This window comes from Enterovibrio sp. QJM3NY_24 (assembly GCF_057786035.1).
The window spans coordinates 1,151,834-1,177,265 of the sequence record NZ_CM173520.1 but is presented as its reverse complement, the minus strand read 5'-3'; the positions used below and the strand labels follow the sequence as shown (position 1 = coordinate 1,177,265).

General features: G+C 48.3%; 20 protein-coding genes. 11 read left to right on the top strand and 9 right to left on the bottom strand.

Annotated features, from left to right (window positions below):
- Window positions 1–30: 30 nt before the first annotated feature.
- The 4 genes from AC3CIC_RS21380 to AC3CIC_RS21365 are packed head-to-tail and all read left to right on the top strand — an operon-like array spanning window position 31 to window position 5,088.
- A complete protein-coding gene (locus AC3CIC_RS21380) occupies window positions 31–537 on the top strand; it encodes a DUF4381 domain-containing protein (protein ID WP_488516153.1) in 507 nt (168 codons plus the stop codon).
- Complete coding sequence (locus AC3CIC_RS21375) at window positions 530–1,495, top strand: vWA domain-containing protein (RefSeq protein WP_488516152.1); 966 nt, start codon at window positions 530–532, stop codon at window positions 1,493–1,495. Before AC3CIC_RS21380 ends, AC3CIC_RS21375 begins: the two co-directional genes overlap by 8 nt.
- The gene (locus tag AC3CIC_RS21370) at window positions 1,488–3,404 is read left to right on the top strand and encodes a vWA domain-containing protein (RefSeq protein WP_488516151.1); all 1,917 of its coding nucleotides are present in this window, start codon (window positions 1,488–1,490) and stop codon (window positions 3,402–3,404) included. Before AC3CIC_RS21375 ends, AC3CIC_RS21370 begins: the two co-directional genes overlap by 8 nt.
- A gap of 7 nt (window positions 3,405–3,411) precedes the next feature.
- Window positions 3,412–5,088: a BatD family protein gene (locus AC3CIC_RS21365; protein ID WP_488516150.1), complete on the top strand. Its 1,677-nt coding sequence runs from the start codon at window positions 3,412–3,414 to the stop codon at window positions 5,086–5,088.
- Window positions 5,089–5,532: 444 nt separating this feature from the next.
- On the opposite strand, the gene AC3CIC_RS21360 is transcribed toward AC3CIC_RS21365, so the two are convergent.
- Both AC3CIC_RS21360 and AC3CIC_RS21355 read right to left on the bottom strand, forming a co-directional pair.
- On the bottom strand, window positions 5,533–5,763 hold the full coding sequence (locus AC3CIC_RS21360; RefSeq protein WP_488516149.1) for a hypothetical protein: 231 nt from the start codon (window positions 5,761–5,763) through the stop codon (window positions 5,533–5,535).
- Window positions 5,764–5,953: 190 nt separating this feature from the next.
- Complete coding sequence (locus tag AC3CIC_RS21355; protein WP_488516148.1) at window positions 5,954–6,433, bottom strand: GNAT family N-acetyltransferase; 480 nt, start codon at window positions 6,431–6,433, stop codon at window positions 5,954–5,956.
- A gap of 511 nt (window positions 6,434–6,944) precedes the next feature.
- On the opposite strand from AC3CIC_RS21355, the gene AC3CIC_RS21350 reads away from it, so the two are divergent.
- Entirely contained in the window at window positions 6,945–8,285 is a 1,341-nt protein-coding gene (locus AC3CIC_RS21350) for a cytochrome ubiquinol oxidase subunit I (protein ID WP_488516147.1), read from the top strand.
- Entirely contained in the window at window positions 8,282–9,274 is a 993-nt protein-coding gene (locus tag AC3CIC_RS21345) for a cytochrome d ubiquinol oxidase subunit II (RefSeq protein WP_488516146.1), read from the top strand. The genes AC3CIC_RS21350 and AC3CIC_RS21345 overlap by 4 nt, the downstream gene beginning before the upstream one ends.
- Window positions 9,275–9,396: 122 nt before the next feature.
- Here the strand turns inward: AC3CIC_RS21345 and AC3CIC_RS21340 are convergent, their stop codons facing one another.
- Complete coding sequence (locus AC3CIC_RS21340; protein WP_016959949.1) at window positions 9,397–9,918, bottom strand: DUF2058 domain-containing protein; 522 nt, start codon at window positions 9,916–9,918, stop codon at window positions 9,397–9,399.
- A 234-nt stretch (window positions 9,919–10,152) separates the two neighbouring features.
- A complete protein-coding gene (locus tag AC3CIC_RS21335) occupies window positions 10,153–10,872 on the bottom strand; it encodes an SDR family oxidoreductase (RefSeq protein WP_394208807.1) in 720 nt (239 codons plus the stop codon).
- A 115-nt stretch (window positions 10,873–10,987) separates the two neighbouring features.
- On the opposite strand from AC3CIC_RS21335, the gene AC3CIC_RS21330 reads away from it, so the two are divergent.
- Window positions 10,988–11,914, top strand: coding sequence for a LysR family transcriptional regulator (locus tag AC3CIC_RS21330; protein WP_488516145.1), 927 nt, complete (start codon window positions 10,988–10,990; stop codon window positions 11,912–11,914).
- Between the two features lie 63 nt (window positions 11,915–11,977).
- Here the strand turns inward: AC3CIC_RS21330 and AC3CIC_RS21325 are convergent, their stop codons facing one another.
- Window positions 11,978–12,913, bottom strand: coding sequence for a DMT family transporter (locus AC3CIC_RS21325; RefSeq protein ID WP_488516144.1), 936 nt, complete (start codon window positions 12,911–12,913; stop codon window positions 11,978–11,980).
- A gap of 116 nt (window positions 12,914–13,029) precedes the next feature.
- Here AC3CIC_RS21325 and AC3CIC_RS21320 point away from each other — a divergent pair, with 116 nt between their 5' ends.
- The 3 genes from AC3CIC_RS21320 to AC3CIC_RS21310 all read left to right on the top strand — a co-directional run bounded on the left by AC3CIC_RS21320 (window position 13,030) and on the right by AC3CIC_RS21310 (window position 17,674).
- Window positions 13,030–13,920: a LysR substrate-binding domain-containing protein gene (locus AC3CIC_RS21320; RefSeq protein WP_488516143.1), complete on the top strand. Its 891-nt coding sequence runs from the start codon at window positions 13,030–13,032 to the stop codon at window positions 13,918–13,920.
- Between the two features lie 183 nt (window positions 13,921–14,103).
- On the top strand, window positions 14,104–14,730 hold the full coding sequence (locus tag AC3CIC_RS21315; RefSeq protein WP_488516142.1) for a hypothetical protein: 627 nt from the start codon (window positions 14,104–14,106) through the stop codon (window positions 14,728–14,730).
- Window positions 14,731–14,737: 7 nt separating this feature from the next.
- Window positions 14,738–17,674 (top strand): methyl-accepting chemotaxis protein, encoded by a 2,937-nt coding sequence (locus tag AC3CIC_RS21310; protein ID WP_488516141.1) that lies wholly within the window; start codon window positions 14,738–14,740, stop codon window positions 17,672–17,674.
- Window positions 17,675–17,799: 125 nt separating this feature from the next.
- Here AC3CIC_RS21310 and AC3CIC_RS21305 read toward each other — a convergent pair whose 3' ends face one another.
- From AC3CIC_RS21305 to AC3CIC_RS21295, 3 genes are all read right to left on the bottom strand, one after another.
- Window positions 17,800–20,232: a methyl-accepting chemotaxis protein gene (locus tag AC3CIC_RS21305; protein ID WP_488516140.1), complete on the bottom strand. Its 2,433-nt coding sequence runs from the start codon at window positions 20,230–20,232 to the stop codon at window positions 17,800–17,802.
- A gap of 195 nt (window positions 20,233–20,427) precedes the next feature.
- Window positions 20,428–21,267 carry an isopenicillin N synthase family dioxygenase gene (locus AC3CIC_RS21300; RefSeq protein WP_016959941.1) on the bottom strand — a complete coding sequence of 280 codons (840 nt, stop codon included), beginning with the start codon at window positions 21,265–21,267 and terminating at the stop codon, window positions 20,428–20,430.
- Window positions 21,268–21,443: 176 nt separating this feature from the next.
- Window positions 21,444–22,007, bottom strand: a complete 564-nt coding sequence (locus AC3CIC_RS21295) for a GNAT family N-acetyltransferase (protein WP_488516139.1) — start codon at window positions 22,005–22,007, stop codon at window positions 21,444–21,446.
- A 458-nt stretch (window positions 22,008–22,465) separates the two neighbouring features.
- Here AC3CIC_RS21295 and AC3CIC_RS21290 point away from each other — a divergent pair, with 458 nt between their 5' ends.
- Window positions 22,466–22,879 carry a globin family protein gene (locus AC3CIC_RS21290; RefSeq protein ID WP_016959939.1) on the top strand — a complete coding sequence of 138 codons (414 nt, stop codon included), beginning with the start codon at window positions 22,466–22,468 and terminating at the stop codon, window positions 22,877–22,879.
- 68 nt (window positions 22,880–22,947) lie between these two features.
- Here the strand turns inward: AC3CIC_RS21290 and torA are convergent, their stop codons facing one another.
- Window positions 22,948–25,425, bottom strand: a complete 2,478-nt coding sequence (gene torA / locus AC3CIC_RS21285; protein WP_488516138.1) for a trimethylamine-N-oxide reductase TorA — start codon at window positions 25,423–25,425, stop codon at window positions 22,948–22,950.
- Between the last annotated feature and the right edge of the window lie 7 nt (window positions 25,426–25,432).

Below are 25,432 nucleotides of genomic sequence, written 5' to 3'. Positions count from 1 at the left end.
GTCAAACACGATGAAGGCATTGTCATAACCATGACGAATACAGCATCAACAACATTACCACTGGCCGATATTCAGCTTCAGATCGCCCCCGGGATCTGGCCGCTGGCATGGGGCTGGTGGGCATTGATCGCAGCACTTTTGGCAGCCACATTACTTGCCATCTTTTTGCTGCGTCAGCGAACCCAGCACTTACAAGCGCGAAATGAAGCGCTCAATCAGCTCACTCAAGCCGATTCACTGGCTGCCATCAATGCATTATTAAAGCGCGCGGCACTGAGCTATTTCGACCGCGATTTGGTTGCGGGTCTGACTGGCTCAGCGTGGCTAGCATTTCTCGACAGCCAACTGCCGGCCATCAAACAAGGCTTTGTCGCCCAAGACGAGCTTTGGCAGAAAGGGATATTTGCCAACGTCGCACTGTCAGACGCCGAGCTGGATACCTGTAAATCATTAGCAGAAACGTGGTTAAAACAGGCATTGCCGCCCAGCAGCAAGCCCATAGACAGCAACGCTACCAAGGAGGCAAACCATGTTTGAGTTTGTCTGGTGGTGGGCGTTTATTTTGCTGCCGTTACCCTTGCTGGTATACAAATTCGCCAAGCCCGTGCCAACCCCTGCCGCTATCCACTTGCCCCGCATTCCAAAAGGCTTGGGTGGTAAACAACAACGCAGCCGTTTACGACAGCTGCTGATGGCGCTGCTGTGGGTGAGCGTCGTGCTCGCCGCTGCCCGTCCGATTTGGTATGGCGACCCTATTCAGATCCAGCCTGAACACAGAGACATGATGCTGGCCGTCGATCTGTCAGGCTCCATGGCAATGGAAGACATGGTGATGACCAATGGCAGCACCACCGATCGCTTATCTGCCGTCAAAGATGTGCTGGCGGATTTCATCACAAAACGCGAAGGCGACCGCGTGGGCTTGGTGCTATTTGCCGATCACGGCTATCTGCAAACGCCGCTCACACTGGATCGCAACACCGTGGCGCAACAGCTTGAACGCGCCGTTCTCGGGCTGATCGGTGAAAGCACCGCCATTGGTGAAGGCTTAGGCGTTGCCACCAAAACCTTTATTGATAGCAAAGCCCCGCAGCGCGTGATCATCTTACTCAGTGACGGCGCGAATACGGCGGGTGTTATTGACCCATTAGAAGCGGCAGAGCTTGCCAAAGAAAATGATGTGACCATTTATACCATTGGCGTCGGTGCAGACAGCATGCTGCAACGCACTTTGTTCGGTTCACGACGGGTTAACCCTTCGCAAGATTTGGACGAAAGAACCCTGACCGACATCGCCAAAATGACCGGCGGGGAATACTTCCGCGCAAGGGACAGAAAAGAGCTTGAAACCATTTACCAACTCATCGACCAGCTAGAGCCGATCTCAACCGTCCAGCAAACGTGGCGACCACGAGACGAGCTGTTCCGTTTTCCGCTTGGATTCGCGCTGGCGTTGTCTGTCGTCATCGTTGTTTTAAGGAGACGTCATGGCTGATTTTACCTTTATGCACCCCACATGGCTGTTGGCCTTATTGCCACTCGCCGTGCTCCTTCCTTGGGTTCAAGGAAAGGCGCAAAAATCGGGCTTGATCGCGCCGCATCTCACCGCGTTGCTTTCGGGCAACCAAACAGCTAACCGCAAACCCAAACGTTGGCCTGTTGCTGTGCTTGCTAGCGCATGGCTAATGTCAGTGATTGCCTTGGCTGGACCAAGCTGGCAGAAAACTGAATTACCTGCGGTTAACCTTGCAGGCGCACGCGTGTTAGTGATGGACATGTCCCGCTCTATGTACGCCACAGACATTGCGCCCAACCGCCTTGCACAAGCGCGATTCAAAGCGCTCGACATGTTACCGGGCTGGAAAGAAGGCAGCACAGGCTTGGTGACGTATGCGGGCGATGGTTATATCGTCAGCCCGTTAACTGAAGATGCCGCAACCCTAAAAACCCTGATCCCGAATTTGTCTCCCGCCATTATGCCAATCCCCGGTAGCAACGCCGCTGCAGGGATAAACCAAGCGATGGATTTGTTGAAACAAGCTGGGTTTGCGCAAGGAGACATCGTGTTAATCACCGATGGATTGAGCAATAGCGAGTCCAACGCCGCGCTTAACGTGCTGGGTGACAGCGATTATCGCGTCTCTGTTTTGGCGGTCGGCACACAACAAGGTGCGCCAATCAAACTGCCAGACGGCAAATTGCTGGAGCAAAATGGCATGCCAGTGATAGCGAAACTTAACCTTAATACCTTGGCATCTATCACTCAGAAAACAGGCGGCATGCTCCAGCAGTGGCAGCCGACCAACCGAGACGTGAATAACCTCGTCGCGTTTACCGCCAAGCCACTCGACGGCAACGCCGATGGGAAGAGTAAAACCATTGAAGAACGCATCAACGATGGTTTCTGGCTGATCCTGCCTATCATGTTACTCGCGCTGTTTGGTTTTCGAAAAGGCGTGGTATTAGCCGCCCTGATTGTTGTCATGCCGATTAACCCAGCTTCGGCTGCGGCTTTTAAGACCGACGATCAACAAGCCTACGAGCAGTTTGAATCGGGCAACTATCAAAATGCGGCGAGCGCTTTTGAATCGCCTTCATGGAAAGGAATAGCGCAGTACAAAGCCGAAGATTATCAGGGCGCGATAGAGACCTTGTCGCAATTGGATGATCCGATTTCTCAATACAACCTCGGCAATGCGTACGCCCAGGCTGGCGATTTAGAGGCTGCTCAGAAAACCTATGAATCTTTGCTGGCGAAAACGCCGGATAACGCCGATGCCAAGCACAATCTGGATGTGGTGAAAAAAGCCCTCGAACAGCAGAAACAGCAACAACAAGAACAGAAAGATCAGCAAAGCAACGACCAACAGCAGGGTGAGGGTGACGAGTCACAGGACAAGTCTCAAAGCCAGCAAGGCAGTCAAGATCAGTCATCGCAGGATCAACAAGGCGATCAGCAACAGCAAAATCCGTCTAAGCAAGAGGGCTCTGGGCAAGAGAGTTCTGAGCAAGAACGTTCGGGTCAAAAAAGCGCAGATCAACAACAAGAGCAATCCTCTGAACAGAGTCAGCCGCAAAGCGCCGACGCCAACAAGCAAGACGGTGCCGAGCAGCAGAGCGAAGCCAAATCTGAGCAAGAGCAAACCAAAGAACAAGACGGACAGCAGAATGAACAAAGTCAGGATGGCGAACAAAATCAGGACGGAGAACAAGGCGAACAGCCAGCGGCAATGGCCTCTGAATCCGGTGAGCCTGCCAACGACAGCGATGCCCTGACCGCCAGCAATCCGGTACTTAAAAAGCTCGAGCAAGTGCAGGATGATACCGCCGCCTTGCTTCGCGCTCAGTTAATCCTTCAGGCGAGGCAGAAAGAGATGCCTCAGCCTACTGAAAATTCATGGTGAACAAAGAATGAACGATCAGAGATTTTCGCTGATGTCACTGTCACAACAGACCAAAGCCGCCCTGCTAATCGTGGCGATGGCGATGGCGTCTCTACCCAGCTTGGCATTTGCGGCAACCGCCGAAGCCACGGTGTCCAAAAATGTGGTCGCGCTGGGTGACGCATTACAACTGACCATTTCTGTCGATGAAAGCGTGAGTAATGACGCTCTGGATCTCTCGCCACTCGACAAAGATTTCATCTATGGCAGACCCGAAGCCAGTAGTAACACGTCTTACATCAACGGCAATTTTTCGCGCACTACCGTTTGGCGCGTGGCAATCGCAGGCAAACGGGTCGGCAGTTACACGGTTCCGATGTTAACCATTGATGGCATGACCACTGATCCCATCACCATCAAGGTAGAAGAAGCGGGTCAGGCGACAGCAAAAGCCGATACGCAAGCGGTCGACGTGATCGCCACACTTGATCGCCACGATGGCTATGTTGGCGAAACCTTCAACTATCGCGTTCGCTTGATGATCGGCACACGGTTAGATTCCCCAGCCCTGCAAGCGCCGTTCGGTGAAGGCTTTGACGTCACGCAAGTGGGCGAAGATGTGCAAGCCGAGGCCGTGGTGAATGGTCGTCGATATGTAGTGATCAGTCGTCAATATCAAATCACCCCGACTCAAGCCGGCGAACTCACGATTGAAGGTGCGGTATTCAGTGGCACTGAAGTCAAAGGGAATAGCTGGGGCGCATCACTGGGGGTACCTATCAGCCGTCAAGCCAACGGCTTAACCCTAAACATTGAAAACAAACCCTTGGATTACCAAGGCTTGTGGCTACCAACGCCAAGCCTTGAACTAACCCAACGCTGGCAACCAGACACGCTAAGTCAACGACTCAGCACCGAGGTGGGTGAGCCGATTAACCGCGTGATCACCCTGAAAATCAAAAACATTGCCCAAAGCGCCATGCCAAATCTCAATCTGGATTATCCCACCAGCGTGAATGTGTACTCTGACAAACCGGAGTACAGCGAGGACGGTGATTACACCGTGATGACCGTGAAACAAGTCATTATTCCTCGTCAGGAAGGGAAAATCACACTGCCGGCTTTGTCGATTAATTGGTTCAATACAAAAGATAAACAACAACAGACTAGCGAGGTCGAAGGTCTTTCCTTAACTGTAACGCCGGGAGCAAACACGCCTGAGGTTCAGCCCGAGCTATCCGATACAAGCACGAATCAGACACCGTCTTCGCCTTTACAAACCAGTGATACTAAGGGGATCACGCAGGCAGCTTATTGGCCATGGGCGACAGGTTTCTTTGCCACTTTATGGCTTGGCACGTTGGGCTTATATTTACGCCGACCAAAGGCTACCCGAGCCTCAACGACAGAAACGCAGACGTCAAAATCGCCTCACGCTGACAATGTCCTGCTGATGCTGAAAACCGCGGTTAGTGCCAATGATGCCGTCGCGGTTGCTACTCACTATCGCAACTGGCAAACCGGTCATCTACCGCGCGATTTACGCGAGAAAATTGGTGCAGAGATTAACGCCATGATGGAAAGCCGATACAGTTCGCACGCCCAAAGCTGGCACAATAGCGAATTGCTTGCGCTGCTCAAACAAGCGGAGGAAGTGAAACGCCACAAAACCAAAGGCCAATCACTCAGCGAGCTAACCCCTTAGGCTCAGTGAAGCGTTAACAGCCTAGAAACGACAGCATAGATAGACAAAAAAACCGGAAGTCGCCTTCCGGTTTTTTTGTGAATATAAGGTAGGTGCTGACATCAGCGATGCCAGCTAGCTGTATCTATTGCAGTGCCATAAGAACATGCTAAAGCTAGTTATGTGATTGCTCGACGATTGAAACAAGATACCCGAGCATTACCTAACAAGGTCCTCCGGCAGGCACAAGCTTGCTTTTGGCTTAAGAAGTTACCTCAAAGGAAAGCATCATGAGCAAAGGACAAGACAGCAAAAAGAACCAAAAGAAATAGCCCTTTCTCACCGCAAAAGAAAAAAAAGCTGAGAAGGTATCCAAGAAAGCTATCACTAACATTTTCAGTAGATAAGGATAAGCAGGCCATCGATGTAATTTGATGGCCTTTGTGTGTGCAGGGCACTGGCTTGTTAGAACGGAATCCACGAACTTAAACATTTAGCGCGATGACCGTTGTAGTTTTGGCGATTTCTCACTGCTGCGTAGCCACTGTGAAAACTGAACATAGCTGGAATCGCCAATAGACTGGCCAACCACAAGATCAATTGATTCACGGAATAGAAAAGGCAAAAAAACAGTGATGTGATGCTGATAATGAATACGCCCACATCACACCACATCAGGACTTTCTTGTTCTTCACAAACCCCTCCCAGTCATAGACATACCAATCCATTGAAAACTGGTCACATTGTGGACAAACGCTACTTTGGGGAAAGGTCTTGGTGATCTCTTGGCAATTGGGGCAGCGGGCTTTCATCGTAACCTTTTATTTCACATCAGTAAGTTGCATCAGAGACACAACACGCCTTGATAATTTTGTTACGTGAACACTACTCATTGAAGTCTTTACGCATAGGCTGACCACGGTTTTGATCAGCTTCAGCTGATTTATACCAACCATTTTTTAGATAGAATCTCTCAGCCTGAAAATTACCCGGAATATAGCGCAGCATGGCGCCAACACATTGGTCTTCAATCAGTTTATCTACCACATAGCTATGGATGACTTGGCCCAAGCCCTTACCCCTATAAGCAGGCGCAAGATAGAACAAATTCACGTAGCCAGCTTTCTGGTTATCCGATGTTTCTATTCCGGATTTAAACTCAAGCTGGCCGATAATTTTCTTCTCATGCCATATGTGGAAAAAACCGTCTGGGCTTTCTTCTGACAATGAATAGAACCACCGAATCGCATCGTCCTCAGAGAACCCTTTATCAGAACCATAGCTGATAATCCACGCATCCCTTCGGAATTTGACACAGGTACTCAAATCACGCTCTAGGTTTACAGGAATAAATACTATATCCATTGTTAACTCTTCATTGAAACAACATTGATATGTGGTTAGTCCACACTGGGTTGCATTAAAAGGCATTTACCAAACAGCCAGTTAGTACTCAATTCCATTTTTTATCATCGTAACATTTTGCCTAAAAAGCAGTTTTTGAAGTGTCCCGTTTTGAGAGTGAGTAAATATCTCTGAATGTTTCTTCACAGCTCAAGTGGAAAGAATCAGTGCTGCTGGTCATAAGAACGCTGCGGCAAAACGATGGCTCTCATCCCACCAAACTGCTGGCACTGATGTAACCATTTCATACGGATTGTTGCGCCTGTGTTATCCCTTAATATTTGAAAACAATTCGATGTAGATCCTCACGTAAACTTCCTATCGCACCAACCCATATATTGATATAGATCAATAAACGACATCTTTGCAGACAATCAGAGCGTCGACTTCACCCAATCACAACTCGCGTTTTTATTTGTTCGTGTTCGCACGATACCCCCATTTTCGAGTTGTTCATGATTGAGGTGCCAAAATGTTAGAAACCCTTATGTTGTCGCGGATACAGTTCGCGGCGAACATCAGCTTCCATATCCTTTTCCCGACGATCACCATTGCGTTGGGCTGGATGCTGGTGTTCTTCAAACTCCGTTTTAACCGAACGCAAGATTCAGTCTGGCTGGATCTCTATTACTTTTGGGTAAAGGTGTTCGCGTTAACCTTCGCGCTGGGCGTGGTGTCTGGCATTACCATGAGTTTCCAATTTGGCACCAACTGGCCGGGCTTTATGGAAAGCGTGGGCAATGTCGCGGGCCCGTTGCTGGGTTATGAAGTCATGACCGCGTTCTTCATGGAAGCCACCTTCCTTGGTGTCATGTTGTTTGGTCGTGGCAGAGTGGCGGATTGGGTACATACGCTCGCAACAATATTGGTGGCGGTGGGCACAAGCCTCTCGGCATTTTGGATCTTGGTGCTCAACAGCTGGATGCACACGCCAGCGGGTTATGAACTGATTGACGGCATTGTTCACGTTACCAGTTGGAAAGAGGTGATATTGAACCCGTCACTGCCCTACCGACTGGCACACACCTTGTTGGCATCTGGCCTAACTGCCAGTTTCTTGATTGCAGGTATTAGCGCCTATCAATACCTTAAAAAGCCCGATCATCGCGTGGCAAAAACAGGGCTGAAAGTCTCGATACTTGCCGCTGCAGGACTCATTCCGGTGCAGATTTTTGTCGGTGACTTACATGGTTTGAACACCCTTGAGCATCAACCTGAGAAAATCGCCGCAATGGAAGGAGTGTGGGAAACCCAAAATGGCGCGCCGCTTCTGCTGTTTGCGATCCCTGATGAAGACACTCGTAGCAATGCGCTGGAAATTGGCATTCCAAAGTTGGCGAGCCTGATCCTCACCCATGACTTAAATGGTGAATTGGTTGGCTTAAATGATTTTGAAGATCACCCGCCAGTGTCGCCGCTGTTCTATGGTTTTCGCATCATGGTTGGTATGGGTGTGCTGATGCTTTTGATCGCCAGCTATGGCGCAGTTAGGATCATTCGTAAGCGCGAATTGCCAAAGCCATATCTATACGGGCTAGTAGCAATGACCTTCTCCGGCTGGATAGCCACTTTGGCTGGCTGGTATGTGACTGAAATTGGTCGTCAGCCTTGGTTGGTAAACGGTGTGCTACGCACTTCAGAGGCGGTCACCACAGTGCCAAGCGGCCATGTCATGATTTCACTGACGATGTATTTGATGGTCTATGTGGTGTTGCTGGTGGCCTATATTCGCACCTTGTTCTACTTGGCGAGGAAGGCCATCCATGCCGAGCATGACGCGCCGACTCCATCCACTCAGGAGGCAATGGTATGATGGATTACTTGCCGGAAATCTACTTGCTGCTATTGGGTTTTTCCGCCTTCATGTACGCCATTCTTGATGGCTACGATCTTGGTGTGGGCATCTTATTGCCCGCTAATCACCAAGCCCAGCGCGACAGAATGATTGCCTCTATTGGCCCGTTCTGGGATGCCAATGAAACCTGGTTGGTACTGGCGATTGGCATCTTGCTGATAGCCTTTCCCCCTGCGCACAGCTTGATCCTGACAGAGCTTTATCTGCCTACCGCCGTCATGCTGGTTGCCCTTATTATGCGAGGCGTCGCATTTGATTTTCGCGCCAAAGCGAAAGCCGAGCGCAAAGACACGTGGGATCGCTGTTTTAAAGCTGGCTCGCTGATAGCGTCATTGTCGCAAGGCTACATGATGGGTCGCTACATAATGGGCTTTGAGTCGTCACCGTCTGCGTACAGTTTCGCACTATTAAGTGCGCTATGTGTCACCGCGGCATATGTCTATATTGGCGGGGCATGGCTGGTGCTAAAAACCGAAGGGGAACTGCAAATTCGCGCAGCAAGATGGTCTCGTCGTGCGGGTTGGCTGGCGGCGATTGGCATTGCTGCAGTGAGCATTGTGAACCCTATTGTTAACGAGCAAGTCGCCGAGCGCTGGTTCAGCTTCCCTGAAATGCTGTTGCTCGCCCCTGTACCAGTGGTCGTGATGTCAATTATCTATCTGGTTGACCGCTATCTGCGTCAAGTCCCCATGAAAGATGATTTGGGTGCAAGATGGCCTTTCTTCGGCGTAAGCATGATCTTTGCGCTCAGTTTCTTGGGGCTTGCTTACAGCTTCTTCCCGTATGTGGTACCGGGTATCATGACAGCACAAGAGGCGGCTAGCTCTCCCGCCACACTGAAGATTGTCGGTGTCGGCGCAACGTTCGTCATGCCCATGATCTTACTTTATACCTTTGTGGTTTATCGAATATTCAGAGGGAAGGCAACAGAGCTTAGCTATCAGTAGGTTCTGGCATCAACAGAGCCAGTTAACCGTAGATTTAGTTGGAAATAGATAAGAGAAAGGCGCACCGATTGGGGTGCGCCTTTGTGTTTGGACGTTTACAGTGAAACGGCGTTAACGCCCAATTACCACATCAAATCATCTGGGATCTGGAAGTCAGCATATGGGTCATCTTCGTCAATCTCTTGCTCGTTAACAGTGTTGTTAACGATGATCGTCTCTTCGTCTCGTTGGCTGATTTTGTCTGCCACCACGCCCGGTACAATGGCGTAGCCATCAAGGTAGCGTGCAATCGCCAAACGGCCGTTTACCAACTGAGCTTGGATGTCTTTGTTGACGTAAAGTTTTTTCACCAACGTACCATCGGTGAAGTTGTAACCAATGTCGCCATCTCTACGGTCAATTTTGTTCATTTCGACAAGCTGTTTCACCTGTGCGGCAATCGCTTTCTTCTCAGCTTCAATCTGCTTCTGACGATTAAGCTCTTGGTCTTGTGCGATTTGCGCTGAGCGATTTTCTTCAACAGCGGCTTTAGCTTCTTTCGCCAAGGTACGGGATTTTTTAGACGTCTTCCCGGCTTTCTTCATTGCCTTTTTGTCGATAAGACCAGCTTTCAGCATCTGTTCTTGTAGTGTTAGTTTTGCCATTTTGACTCCGCCACGGGCACAGTATTATTAGTGATGGTTTTAAAAACGAGTATGCCCCGATGATACCATCGCTAACGCCACTTAAAAGAGTGAATAATCAAAGGTGGCTCATCTAAACTCACCATTACGCGTTTGCTCACCTCCCATTTTCGACTTCTCGCCGCCCACATAACAAAAAAGCCTCGGTATTTACCGAGGCCAATGCTTGTTTAAGCACCGAAATATTGACCGCTATTACGGCTGTTGACGTGTCGCCGTTAGCACTATTTCACGTACACATACATTCTGTGGTTGGTTGTATGCGTAGGTCACTGCGTTAGCGATGTCATCCGCCGCTAGAATGCCGCCCATGTCTTCTTTCCAGCTTTCGTAGCCAGCTTTTATTTCATCGCTCGTCGTGTGAGACAAGAGTTCGGTTTCTACCGCGCCAGGAGCGATGGTGATAACACGAACGTTTGCGGCTGCCACTTCTTCACGTACGTTTTCAGAGATGGCATGAACTGCGAATTTGGTGCCGCAGTACGCTGCGTGGTTCGGGAATGTTTTACGGCCAGCGACGGAACTGATGTTAATGATGGTGCCGCTATTACGCGCAATCATTGGTGCAAGCACGGCTTGCATGCCATTCATCAAACCGACCACGTTCACGTTGAACATGGTTTGCCATTCAGCAGCATCTTGGGTTGCCATGTCGCCCAGCAACATCACACCCGCGTTGTTAACCAGCAGATCGGCTTCGCCGTACATGGCTTGTGCAGCAGCAACGGCATCATCGAAAGAGGCTTTGTCTGTCACATCAACTTGCTTACACAGGGTGTTTGGTAAGTTCAATGCTTCAAGGCGCTCTACACGACGTGCAAGCAGCAACAGTGGATGACCTTGCGCTGAGAATTGTTTTGCGATGGCTTCACCAATGCCTGAACTTGCACCTGTGATAACAACTAACTTTTTCATGCTCTACCTCGATCGGATTGTTTGTTTTTGTTATTGGGTGTTTCTTATTGAGGCTGCATTCTAAATAAGTCATGATTGTTGATATATATATCACAATAAAACTCAGTGTTACCTTATGAGCACCAATAGAGATCCATTGAACGACAATCTGCACGACATTCGTGCCTTCGTGGCCATTGCCGAATCAGGCAGTTTTTCAAAAGCGGCTGACAAACTCGGGGCTTCACGCGCGCATATGTCACGTCAGCTTAGTCAGCTTGAATCCCGTCTAAGCGTGCAACTCATTATTCGTACGACTCGATCTCAACGATTAACCACAGCAGGCGAAGCATTCTTTACACGTTGCCAAGCAGCACTGATGCAAATTGATGATGCGATCGCTCACGCAAGTGATGATGCCGATCAGATGAAAGGCGCTATCGCGGTGAATTGTGTTGGTGGGATCATTGGAGAATCGCTGATTGGCGACGCTATTCATCAGTTCTGCGCGGCCCACCGCGATATCCATGTTGAACTCGATTTCAGCTCAGAGCGTGTTGATTTGATCCAATCACGGTTTGATCTCGTCCTGCGCATGGGCACACTGCCTGATTCTCTGTTGATCGGCCGTGAAATGGGGAACATAAGAATTGGTACATATGCATCGCCTCGTTATTTGGCACTAAGCGGAAAGCCGACACACCCACGCGACCTGCAACAACACGATTGCCTAACTGGCTCTGTGACGAAGTGGAAATACGTGAGTACCAATGTGCCGGTGCAGCACGTCGAGGTAGATGTCACGGGTAATTTACAATGTAAAAATGGACATGTGCTATTAAACGCGGCCTTACAAGGTAACGGGATATGTCGCTTGCCCGATTTGTACTGCAATGAGGCTGTCGCGGAAGGGAAATTAGAAACGGTGTTTACGGATTGGCAAGTTGATAAAGTGCCCCTTTATCTTCTCTATCACAAAGACCGCCACCAGCCTGCAAGGCTTAAAGCGCTGATCTCACATTTGATGGCAACTGTGCCACCGCAACTGCGTGCGAGCACATAAAAAAACCACGCCACTCTAAAGAAGTCTGGCGTGGTTTATGTTTTAAATACTAAAAGGCCTGCTTTACACGGGTTCGATAGCTTCTTCTGTCACTTTTTGTTTTGCCGCCAATGTTGCCGCTAAGCTTGCCGCTTTTTTGGCTTTGCGTGCTTTGTGTTTCTCGCGCCCTGCCAACCAAATCAATGGCACCACGATCAAGGTCGTACCCACGATCATGATCATGTCGGGCACTTCGCCAAACAGCACCAAACCTACACCCACCGCACAGACTAAGCCGCTGTATTCCGCACTGGCGATTTTGTTGCTTTCCGCCGCGCGATACGCAATCACACAGGTGGCGGCATAGACCAAGATGAATGCAGTCGAACCGGCCGCGCGCCAGAATAGATCCAAGCTAAATGGCATGCCTTCATACAAAGCCAGCGCAAACGCGATGGGAATACCAATCAGGTTATGCAGCATCAAAGTCTGAGACACCGTTTGCTCGCGCGGGATTTTAGGGATCAACAAGTTGTTGACCGCCAGCGTCACCGCCACAATCAGCGCAGAGGACGCCCCCCAATCAAGTTCTGTCGGACGCACCAAAATGAGCACGCCGATAAACCCAACCACCGCAGCAATAATCGACGGCGCGGACAATTTCTCTCGCAGAAAAATTGCGGCCAATGGCAACATGATCAAAGGTGCCGCATAGAAAATTGCGTTCGCGGTTGCCAGCGGCATGGTCGTCAGCGCAATCACTGAAAAGAACACGCCAAGTAGCCATATATGGGCACGCAATGCATGCCATTTTAAGCCTTTGTTCAGGTTTTTTACGGGCGCCGTCAAACAGAAAGGAAGCAAAATGAGAACGGCAGACACCTGACGAAATAGGGCAAACTGGAAGATGGCCCCATCTGGTCCACCCTCCATGGTTTTAACCAGCGCGTCGGAAAACGTCGCGCTGAGATTGCCAATAACCAACAAGGTCATGGCCAATCCAACAGAAATAGTACGCACGATAAAGGCTCCGGTTCGTGATGGAGGATCAAACATTGATCACAAAAACACATACTAGCGCCGCTTTAGCATGACGTATAATGATGAAAATTCTTCTTTCATGAGTTATTTAGATAATGAAGCTTCCACCACTACGTGCCGTACAATATTTTGAGGTGGTTGCCCGTCTAAATAGCTTCTCTAAAGCGGCTGAACGCTTGAGCGTGACACAAAGTGCGGTGAGTCATCAGATCCGCTTATTGGAAGATTTTTTGGGTGAATCTTTGTTTGATCGCCAAGGTCGTTTGCTGCAACTCACTGCTGTCGGTCAGCGCTATTACGATGACGTTGCCGACCCGCTTCAAGCCATCGCTCGCGCCAGCCATCAAGTCAGAGAAGGCGTGTCTGGCCAACTTCGACTAGCCGTATTCAGCTCACTGGCGGTGAAATGGCTGATGCCGCAATTATCTGATTTTCGACAAAAACACCCTGAAATCGACCTCGCACTGGAAATGTTTGCCGACCATCCTAACCTCTCTGATAAGCTGGCAGACTGCTTTATTGTCGACTTCAAACCGGGGCGAAATTACCAATATGATTTACTCTACAAAGAGTATTTATACCCGGTATGTAGCCATAAAATATGGCAACAAATCAAAGACAAGCCGTTGCCTGAAGCGCTTTGGGATTATCCGCTACTGTCTGTTACATCCCTCATGGAGAACGACTGGGTTCAGTGGTGTAAATTGGGTGGGTTTTCATTGCCGAACACGGTAAAAATTCATTCGTTCAGCCATATGCTGCTTGCGACCGAGGCGGCGCGCTATGAACATGGTATTACCTTTTTAAATTACTATTTCATGAACGAAATTGACCGCGAGCAGCTGGTGCGGATCCCCATGCATGAAATGCCCACCGGTGACAGCCTGTACTTTGTGTATAAAAAGCACCGCGCGCGTCAACCTGAAATTCTGCAACTCGGGCGCTGGTTGCAGCAAATTTCCGCCCAAGATGACGTGAATACCTAAACTCAACCACATCCAACAGCCTCAATATTCCCCGCTTTTTACTTAACCTGTCTATTTCCTTGCCCCCTTGTTCTGAGCACGTTTTGAAACAGGCGTTTACGTGAATTACGTCTAAACTCAAATGTGAGCCAGAGCTAATTTTTGAATCATATTTCTTATTGTTAATAAAAGATAAGGCAAGGAATGAAGCAATTAACGTTGAATCAACATCACTCAGGTCCGCAATTTACGCTGCGAGGCACGGTAATTAACGGAATGTTACTTTTCTGTTTTATCTCTTCACCTTATGGCCTAGCCGCAGAAAGTGATACGACGACAAACCAAACTGAATATGGTTACTCCGACCTATATGGCGAGCTAACTCCGACACAAGTCTATTCCTTGGTCAAAAACATTGATTCAATGGTGATGCACTATGCCTATCGATACAAACCCAAGATCTCAAGCTCTTTGCCACGAAAAGTTATTCCAGTAAGAGACTACCGACCAGAGCAAGTCTTTCTTGCATTAGCAAAATTGGGCGACGATATCGATCTGTTTGCTAAACAAGTGGGCACACCCGTTATCAAGCGTGTGAAGCGACAAGGAAGCGAAGCCATTCCTGCAGAAGTTTTTTTGTTAGCGGGTGCCTGTTTAGATTCGTTGTCAACAATCCTCTCAACGCTAGAACCACACAACAGTTTTGGTGACTTTTACTCTCATCGTCATTATGAGCGCACCAGAACCCCCTCCGATGTCTACGCCCTTGTCGACTTGATTCATAGAAAACTGACGATGCTGGTCGGTGAACAGAGCAAACCGGATGAGTGAATACCCAATGAATTATAAATTTTTCCGCTACACGATTGGCAAGCGCCTCGCATTAGGCTTTGGTTTGGTCCTTGCCATTTTGTTTGCAGCTGTCACCTTATCCAGCACTCGGTTAACGGACGTTCAACACGTTGAACAAGAGCTCGTCGGATCAACATTTTCGGCCTCCTTGGCGAGCCATCAACTCGTCGCAGAGGTGAATAAATCACTGGCCATCTTGCGTGGGTATTTGGTTTTGGGAAACCCTGAATTCAAGGAGGAACGCCAAGCTGTCTGGGAAAGCATAGATAAACAGTTGAAGGTGCTTGATTCGGGAATAGAAAGCGAACATCAACAAAGGAATGGCTACAAAGAGAAGCTCGCCACGTTGACAGAAAGTCTAAAACAATATCGCGCAGCACAAGATGACGCGGAACGCATTGCCCACACGGTTGACGAACAACCGGCCATGAAAATCTACGCCCAGCAAGGCAAGCCCATTGTTGCAGAACTGATTGACTCGATTAATCGCCTAACTTCGATTGAACGAGGGTTACCTGCAACGCCAGAAAGAAAAGAATTGCTCGGGCTGTTCGCCGAGTCCAGTGCTTCATTTTCTCTCGGCCTCGCCTCTGTGCAATCCTATTTACTCAGTGGTGATTCAGCATTTAAATCCATTTTTTCACAACAGTGGACCACAAACACGATCCTCTTCGATACACTTGAAGAACATAAATACCTGTTAACTCGTGAACAAAAGCGATACTACAAAGACTACGCTGGCTATCGCGACCAGTTTTCACCCATCGTAATGCAACTGTTTGCGATACGAGATTCCGACCAATGGAACATGTCGCAATACCTATTGGGAACCAAGGCCTCCCCGCTTGCCACCCTATCTCTCGAGCTCATCGGCGAAATTGTAGAACTGCAAAATGAGGCTTTAAAAAATGAGGTAGAAAAACTCAACTCGCTCAATAAAGAGATTGGAACGGTTCTCAAACTAACGGGATTTTTTGGTATTATTTTAGGCATATTGGTGGCGTTTTTAATCACGCGATCAGTCACTTCGCCGCTGACCCGCATGACAAAAAGCCTCAAGACCGTATCAAGATGCGGGGATTACTCTCTTCGTCTGGACGTCAAAGGAAACGATGAAATTAGCCAGTCCTCTGAGGCATTTAATTCACTCATGACCGCCACACAAAGTGCCTTGAGTGAAATCAATACCGTGATGGCGAAGATTTCTGAAGGTGATCTTAGCATTCGAATCCAAGGCGATTATCGCGGCGATCTGCTTTCAATCAAAGAAGCGACAAACCGCTCCTTAAACAACGCCGAACTTGCAGAACATGCTAAACGAGAAGCCGAAGAAGCATCCAAAGCTATCGCAGAAGAGAATGCACAGGTCCGTCAGGCATTGGATTGCGTATCAAATAACATCATGCTGGCAAACAGCAGCAATCAAATCATCTATCTCAATGATGCCGCCAAAAATATGCTTCTCGATGCTCGGGACGATTTTGGTAAAGAGATTAAGAACTTTGACCCATCAAATATCATTGGGAAACACATTGATGTGTTCCATCGCGTGCCATCTAAGCAGCAGAACATCCTGGCTAAGCTAACTACTCAATTCAAAAGCGAATTCTTTGTTGGCGATAGAGTCATGTCAATCAATGCGATGCCCATGATTGGTTTAGACGGTGATCGTATTGGTACTGTGATTGAGTGGAAAGATCGCACCGCCGAAGTCGCCATTGAGCGCGAAATCGCAGAGGTAATTTCGGGCGCCACCCGAGGCGATTTTAGTGGTCGCATCGAAATGGCCGGAAAGCAGGGCTTTTTCTACAACTTAGCGGAAGGCCTCAACGCACTGACAGAGAACGTCGAACTTTCGTTGGCTGACATGCAACACATTCTCGCTGCCATGGCAAAAGGTGACCTCACTCAGCGCATGAAGAGATCCTACAGCGGTCGACTTGCTCAGCTCAAAAAAGACACCAACCAGACCATCGATAAACTCACGGAGGTTATCCAAAGCATTCGTGACACCGCCTCTACAGTTTCCGTCTCCTCGCGCGAGATAGTCGCTGGCAATCAGGATTTAAGCATGCGTACTGAATTGCAGGCCTCTTCCTTGCAATCAACCGCGGCGAGCATGGAGCAAATGACAGGCACGGTGAAACAAAGTGCCGAGAATGCATTTTCAACCAAAATGGTAAGCATGAAAGCACGGGCTAAGGCGCGAGAAGGTGGCAATGCGGTTTCAAGAACGATTGCCGCCATGGATGAAATTAGAGATGCAAGCAACGAAATTGCTGAGATCATCGGCGTGATTGATGAAATCGCCTTCCAGACTAATTTATTGGCACTCAATGCAGCGGTTGAGGCGGCAAGAGCCGGTGAACAAGGACGCGGTTTTGCGGTAGTTGCAGGGGAAGTTCGTAACCTGGCACAGCGTTCCGCCAGTGCCGCGAAGGAGATAAAAGAGCTGATTGAAGCGAGTAAAAAGAAAGTCGCCACTGGCTCAGATTTAGTGAGTGAATCTGGAAAAACACTGACGGAAATCGTTTCAATGGTCGAGGACGTTGGCAATAAAATGGAAGAGATTTCAGATGCGGCGCAAGAACAAAGCGTCGGCATTGAGCAGGTCAATTTGTCCATCACCAAAATGGACAATATGACGCAGCAAAATGCTTCCTTAGTAGAGGAAGCCACTACCGCCAGTGAAGGCATGTGGAATCTGTCTCAGGACATGACTGAAATGGTGGCGTTCTTTAATCTGCCAGAAAACGAAATGCCAACACTCAAAAACAAAACCGCCCTCTTTGGCGGCAGCGCTGACCACCTGATCTTCGATGAAGATGAAAACGAAGGCGAAGGCGAAGCGGTTTATATTGACGTCAATAATCAAAGGGAAGAAGTCGAAGACGACAATAACGGTGAATACGACGAAAAATAGGCGTAGCTAGCCTATCAAGGCTTCAAGGAGGGTGTTTCAATACCTCAAGCCTTGTCATCAAGCAAACAAACAAAAAGCGGGCTTTCGCCCGCTTTGTTATTTTTCATATGCAGCTTGCTAGCTTGCTAGCTTGCGCGAGTTTTAAAGAAGGTAACCAGTTCTAGCAAACTTTCCGCCTCAGCAAGTAAGTTCTCACTGGCTGCCGTGGTTTCCTCAGCCAAACCCGCGTTTTGCTGCGTCATATTATCCATTTCAGTCACCGCGCGGTTAATCTCGCCAATACCTTGTGATTGCTCCTGAGTGGCCGTGCTCATGTCGCCAATCAACTTAGATACACTCTTAATGGCATCAACAATTTCGATCAAATTATTACCCGACTCTCTCACCAAATGTGTGCCGTCTTTGGTTTTATTGACACTGGCATTGATCAGCTCTTTGATTTCAATCGAGGCTTTCGCGCTTCGTTGAGCGAGGTTACGCACCTCACCAGCAACCACCGCAAAACCGCGTCCTTGCTCACCGGCACGCGCAGCTTCCACCGCAGCATTCAACGCCAACAAGTTCGTCTGGAAGGCGATTTCATTGATAACGCCAATGATGTCAGAAATCTGCTTACTGGATTTTTCGATCTCAGCCATCGCACCGACTGCCTCAAGCACCACTTTACCGCCGCGTTCTGCTTTTTGCGTGGCTTCATTGGCCAACATCACAGCACTTTGAGACGTATCGGCATTCTGCTGAACCGTAGCAGTGATTTCTTGCATACTCGCTGCCGTTTCCTCCAAGCTGGCTGCTTGAGATTCAGTGCGGTCGCTTAAGTCTGTTGTACCTAGCTTTATCTCGCGCGCGCCGCTGCCCACAGAGTTGGATCCTCGGACAATATCTGTCACCAACTTGTTGAGGTGGTCAATGGTTGAATTAAGCGCATTACGAACAGGTTCAAATTCTGCATCCAACGTCTCCCCCACCGTGTGATTAAGATCCCCCTTGGAGAGCGACAATAGACAATCACTGATCAACGACACTGCCCGTTTTTTCGACGTGATATCGGTCGCGTATTTGACGACTTTAAATGGTTTTCCATTCATATCGCTAATGGGGTTGTACGAGGCCTGAATCCACACTTCGCGGCCGCCTTTAGCAATACGTCGAAACTCGGCACTTTCAAATTCACCGCGATTGAGTTTTTCCCAAAAGGCTTTGTATTCACGCGAACCACTTTCCTGCGGGTCAACGAAAAGGGAGTGATGACGCCCTTGAACTTCTTTCAGCGTATATCCCATCGCGTTTAAGAAATTGTCGTTGGCATGGCGAATAGTGCCATCCATATCAAATTCAATGACCGCTTGGGATTTTCCAATGGCTTCAATTTGACCTTCAAAGTCTGAGTTTTTTAATTTTTGTGCCGTCACATCAGTCGCATATTTCACAACCTTAAACGGTCGTCCAGAAGCATCCATAATGGGGTTGTAAGAGGCTTGTATCCATATTTCTTTGCCCCCTTTGCCAATTCGCTTGTATTCGCCAGCCTGAAATTCGCCGCTACCAAGCTTTTTCCAAAAATTCTTATATTCTTGGGAGTCTCGTTGCTCACGGCCAACAAACATAGAATGATGTTTACCTTCGATTTCTTCTAATCGATAACCCACAGCCTTGAGGAAATTATCATTTGCCTGGCGAATAGTGCCGTCGAGATTAAATTCAATCACCGCTTGAGACTTACCAATGGCAACGACTTGTCCTGCAAAGTCAGCATTTCGCAACTTGTGTGCGGTAATGTCGGTGACAAATTTTACGATTTTGAAAGGCTTGCCTTCATCATCAAGAATGGGGTTGTAAGATGCGCTGATCCACACCTCTTTGCCGCCTTTCCCTAATCGTTTGTATTGCGCACTTTGAAATTTTCCGGAAGCAAGTATTTCCCAGAACTGTTTGTATTCAGCAGAGCGAGCATATTCAGGATCAGCAAACACAGAATGGTGCTTACCAATAATTTCTTCTCTCGCGTAACCCATCACCTCAAGAAAGTTATCATTGGCCTTGAGAATGTTACCTTTAACGTCGAACTCAATCACACCTTGGCTACGATTAATGGCTTCAATTTGACCGAAGTAATCCAGGTTCTTGTTTTTTTCCTGCGTAATGTCAGTAGCAAACTTCACCACTTTTTGCACACTACCCTCAGCAGAGTAAACCGGCGTGTAAGAGGCCTGAATCCAGACATTCACTTTGTTATTGCCCATGCGCTTGTACTCGGCAGAAAACGATTTTCCTTGTGCCAATTTGGCCCAAAAATCTCGATATTCTTTCGAATTAGCATAGGTAGGGTCAACGAACATCGAATGATGCTTCCCGACGATTTGCTCAAGGCCGTAACCCATGACTTTAAGAAAATTCTCGTTAGCAAAAAGAATATGGCCCGAAGGGTCGAATTCAATGATCGCAATCGACTTATCAAGCGCAGCGATCTTGGCATTGGCATCGCTTCCAACGTCAGTGTGAGAGCCAATCACACTACCCATGGCTCGCTTCAAGTTTGATAAAAATGATTTTTGCATTAATGAGACTCCCGTATCCTCTTATAGAATACTAGTCGACGTCCTACATTCTTCCTCCCTTTACTCGTTTTAAATCAATCTTATTTGCCGTATATCCAAGCAACATCAAAATGCTTGTTCAACAATAATGTGTCGCGGATCAAAAAAGCCAGCATTTCGCTGGCTTTTTGTCTCGCGGGCACGTGGTGGCGGAGATTAAATCAGGCCAAGTTCGCGCAGGCGCTCCATCAAATAACGGTGAGCAGTATAACGCTCAGAAAGCACCACTTCAGGCTTTGGATGCAGGAACAAAGGCAATGAAATGCGAGACTTGCTCATGTCCGCACCTTCTGGGTTCACCACACGGTGTGTGGTTGATGGAAAGTAACCGCCTGATGCTTCCTGCAACATATCGCCAATATTAATAATGATGTTGCCAAAATCACATGGGACATCTAACCATTCCCCTTCTTTACCGAGCACTTGCAGGCCAGGCTCATTGGCGGCAGGCAAGATAGTGAGCAAGTTAATATCTTCATGCGCGGCAGCACGAATCGCGTCAGGTTCTTCATTCCCGAGCATTGGCGGATAGTGCAACACACGGAGCAAGGTTTTATCGCTGCCGTCTATCATGCTCGACAGCGACTGCGAATATCGTGCGGATACGTCTTCAGGAGAGTGGGTTTCAACCCACGCAAGTAGCTGTTGTGCAAGCCCATTGGCCTGTTCATAGTAATCTTGCAGCTCGTCCTTAAGTGTTTCAGGACACTGACCCCAAGGGTAATAATGAAAGAACTCTTTGATGTCTTTTTTCTTTTGACCTTTTGCCACTTCAGACACATCTGATGGGAAAAAACCATCTTGGCTTTGAGGGTGAAAACGAAAGTTCGCTTTGTCTTCACTGTCAAAAAATTGCTGCCAATGCTCATAGATTGAAGCCACTAAATCTTGGCTGATAGGGTGGTTTTTGAGTACGCCAAATCCTGTCTCACGGAGGGATTCAACGAAACGCGCAGCGGCATCAGGCGCGTTGAAATCGACGGCTTCCAATTTCATGGTGATTCACTTTCTTTTGAATTGTTATTGTAAGCCGTGATTCTAGCAGTTGGCCTCTCTAGGGCAACATAACGAACATAGAGTATTTCTCTGGATTGCCTGTGTAACTGTTATTGGTGAAGGGATTGAGCCAGTACAAGGGAGCAAAAAAGGTTACTCCCTTTTACAGTGTAAAATCACCCCACACTTCGAAGCCCACAGGCTGATTGTTGCAGAGACTGCCATTCGTCACGCAGTACGCCATAACGCAGTGAATCAAAATACTCCCCTTGGTAGAAACGCACTTTGCGAATGCGCCCTTCTTCTTGCATACCTAATGCACTGGCACATTTCATCATACGGGGGTTGCCAGACCAAGTGGTGAGGTCGATGCGCTCTACGTCGTAGTATTCAAAAAGATGAGAGATCCACAAGGTCAGTGCTTTACGGCCAATTTGTTTACCCCAATGTGTAGACGCAAAAATGGTAATGCCTACTTCTAACCAACGCGTGGATTGCTCTTCCCAATAGCAAGAAAGATATCCGACCGCCTCTCCTTGATAATCAATCACCATGGCGGTTTTCGCTTCTTTGAGGCGCTTAAACAGATGGCGGCGAAATTGAAATTTTGATTGATGCTCTAAAGGAAAATATGGCGCGTCGTGCGCTTTCCACTCATTGTCCACATAGATAAAGTGCCAGAGATGATCCCGCTCTTCGGTTTTGGCGGGACGCAAACGAATGTCGTCAAATGTAAACATGCTGCTCCTTGTCATGTCGCCGCTATCGCGGTCTTTTTTATCAATGTAACGCGAAGCTTGTGCCGATCAGGACAAACCCGTTATTTCCCCCGATGCGCTTTACCGTTAAAACTACTTCCAGTGAATGATACCCGAGCAACCTCAAGACGCAGGATTCAAGACTTAGGATTCAGAGCCACTGTGTTTTTAAATCAGTAGCGTGCGCAAGCCTACAAACTATGGCTCAACAAACATCTTGAGGTTAGTTGGATATATATAGCTAATAGGAAATTCAATCATCCTACTGAGATCTGATTCTCAATTTTGATTACATGACGTTTCCAATATGGATGAGTCGTTGACGACATGGCTAACAAGTTATTGGACAAAGCGAAATGATTTCCTACCCTTTTGATAGAGCAAACCACAATTCGCATAATAATTTTATACACAATGCACCATATTTGGGGATATCCGCTATGGCGTTAACAGCTCGGCAAGTCACGTTGATCACGAACAGTTTTCGCAAGGTAGAGCCTATCTCGCTTCAAGCTGCTGAAATATTCTACGACACATTGTTTTCATATGACCCGACGCTAAAACCTCTTTTTAAGGGTGACATGAAGCAACAAGGTCGTAAATTGATGGCGATTTTGCATGCAGCAGTGAGCAGCTTGAACGCACCAGAGCAACTGCTTCCTGTATTACAGCAGTTAGCAAAACGCCACGAAGGGTATGGGGTAAAAAAAGCGCACTTTACGCCCGTAGGCAATGCATTGCTGCACACCCTCAAAGTAGGATTAGGTGATGATTTCACGCGAGAAACACGAGATGCTTGGGTCGAACTGATTCACTTTGTCGCAGACACGATGAAAGCAGAGATGGCGGCCTAAATCGCCACACTTGGTTGTTTTTTGCAAAAAAATAGCCGCTAAGCGGCTATTTTTTATGGATTATACACTTATGGCGCCACAACAATAGGACCACTAAACGCGTTCACCGCTGGAGCCTCACCTTTGAATTTCTCGTACTCCACAAGACAAGTATACGCACTGCACGCTTGTGCCAATTCTGACGTACCAATATCCAATGTCATGGTGTTTGGGTCACCATAGGTATCGATAGCACCAATTTCCGAACCTGTTGGACCATACCAAGCGCCCTCTTGTATACGAATCACACCTGATGGGTAATCATCCGACACCACAGCCCCAGCGATAAGCTGACCACGGTCGTTATAGACCCTAATCAAATCACCGTCTTTAATGCCTTTTGCTTTGGCATCAGAAGGGTTGATATAGGCAGGTTCACGTCCCTGCACCGTGTAGGTTTCACGAATGGCTGGCGACTCACACATTTGAGAGTGAAGACGTTTATCTGGATGGCAAGATTGCAGCCAAAATGGGAAGGACTCTGAACCGGGGCCGCCATGTGAACGCTCCGCTTTTTCAAACCACATGGGATGCTCTTGGCAGTATTCATAACCATAACTACCGATTTTCCGACTGGTTATCTCAATGAATCCGGATGGCGTACCCAGAGGGTTCAGTTCGGGATCTTCACGGAATAACGCATGACGAACAAAGGTATGACCTTCACCAAAACTCACGTAGCCATCTTTCCAGAACGTTTTAAAATCTGGCATCTCGAAGTTGCCTTTATTGGCCGCCGCGCATTCATTGTAGAGTTTTTCCACCCACTGCATTTCGGTCATGTCTTGTGCAAATTCTTTCTCTTTACCAATGCCAAAGCGCTGAGTCAGCCCTTTGAAAATATCGAAGTCTGAACGAGATTGATAAAGTGGATCCACCAGCTTGTGCATAGCAAGCAACCCTGTGGCGGAATACGCGCCATAGAGATCAATATCGTTGCGTTCAAACTGGGTACAAGCAGGCAACACAATGTCAGAAAAACGGCAGGTGGCTGTCCACGCAAAATCAATGGTTACCGCTGTTTCAATGTTGTAGTAAGCCTTCTTCATTCGGTTGTGATCTTGGTGGTGGTGCCAAGGGTTATTACCACTAACGACCACCATCTTGATCGGCGGCAATTTCACTTTACTGCCGTTGTAGTTGATCTCTTTACCCGGTTCTTCAATGGCTTCTATCCAACGCGCCACTGGAATGGTGCTTGAATAGCCTTTGAAGTCACTATTGTTATGAAGCGGCGTCATACCCGGATCAAGGTTCCGAGGGAAGCCACCCGGCCCAGCTGCGCCTGTGGCAGGCTCACCAATACCGCTATAGTGGTGAGCGTATGATACGCCACCACCTGGAAGGCCAATACCGCCCAACATACTGGCGATAACCGCGCCCATCCAATATGGCTGCTCACCATGTTGCTGGCGCTGCACACACCAGCCAAACATAATCTGTGTGCGTTCACTGGCAAGCATGCGTGCAAATTCACGGATCTTATCAGCAGGCACACCACAAATTGCAGATGCCCATTCTGGCGTTTTCTCGACTTTGTCTTTGGTTTTACCCGTCACGTAATCAACAAAGGGTTCAAAGCCTAGGCAATACAGTTTAATGAAGTCTTTGTCGTAAAGATCTTCGGTGTAAAGGGTATGTGCGATCCCCAACATGAACGGCACATCGGTTTGCGGATTGATATAGAGATGATCACAGCCGAGATAGTTCTGTGTTTTGCTCACCACAGGATCCACGGAAATCACCTTAATTTCACCTTTCGCGACTTTGTCTTTCAGCTCCGCAAAATAGCCGTACACATCATGGGTAGGACATTGCCATCCCACCTGTGCGTTTTTGACGGGATCGTTCGCCCAGATAATGATCTGTTTGGCGTTTTCCAACACCAACGGCCAAGAGGTTTGCTGTGCATACACTTCGGTAGAACCAAGCACGTAAGGCAAAATGGTTTGCCCTGCACCTGTTGAATAGTCACCGATTTTCTTCACGAAAAAGCCATGCATGGCAATGGCACGTTGCATGTGTGTGGTGCAACTATGGAATTGCCCAGTCTGACGCCAGCCGGTTTGGCCCGCTAATAGCCCTGATGGCCCATAGGTTTTCTGTACCCGCTCTAGTTCGCCATAAAATAGATCCAGTGCTTGATCCCACGTGACACGGATAAAACGATTATCGCCTCGCGTGGTATTCCAGCCCTCGGTTTTCTTCAACCAATCCAATCGTACCATCGGGTATCTAACCCGTGATGGGTTATAGATCAGCCCTTTAATCCCATCGAGCATTTCGGTTGGGTGTTTGTCATGGCTAAACGCCACCACTTCTGCCACTTCACCGCCAACAACGCGAGCACGGAATGCGCCCCAATGCGAGCCAGATGTGCGCCATGCCCCTTCTAACAATTCAGAGTTCGCTTCCGCATCTGTCGCGACAAGAAGGCTGGGCCCAATCGCGACCGTTGCACTGACAGATAACATGCGTTTTAAAAAAGAACGTCGATTCATCGCCATGCCGTTA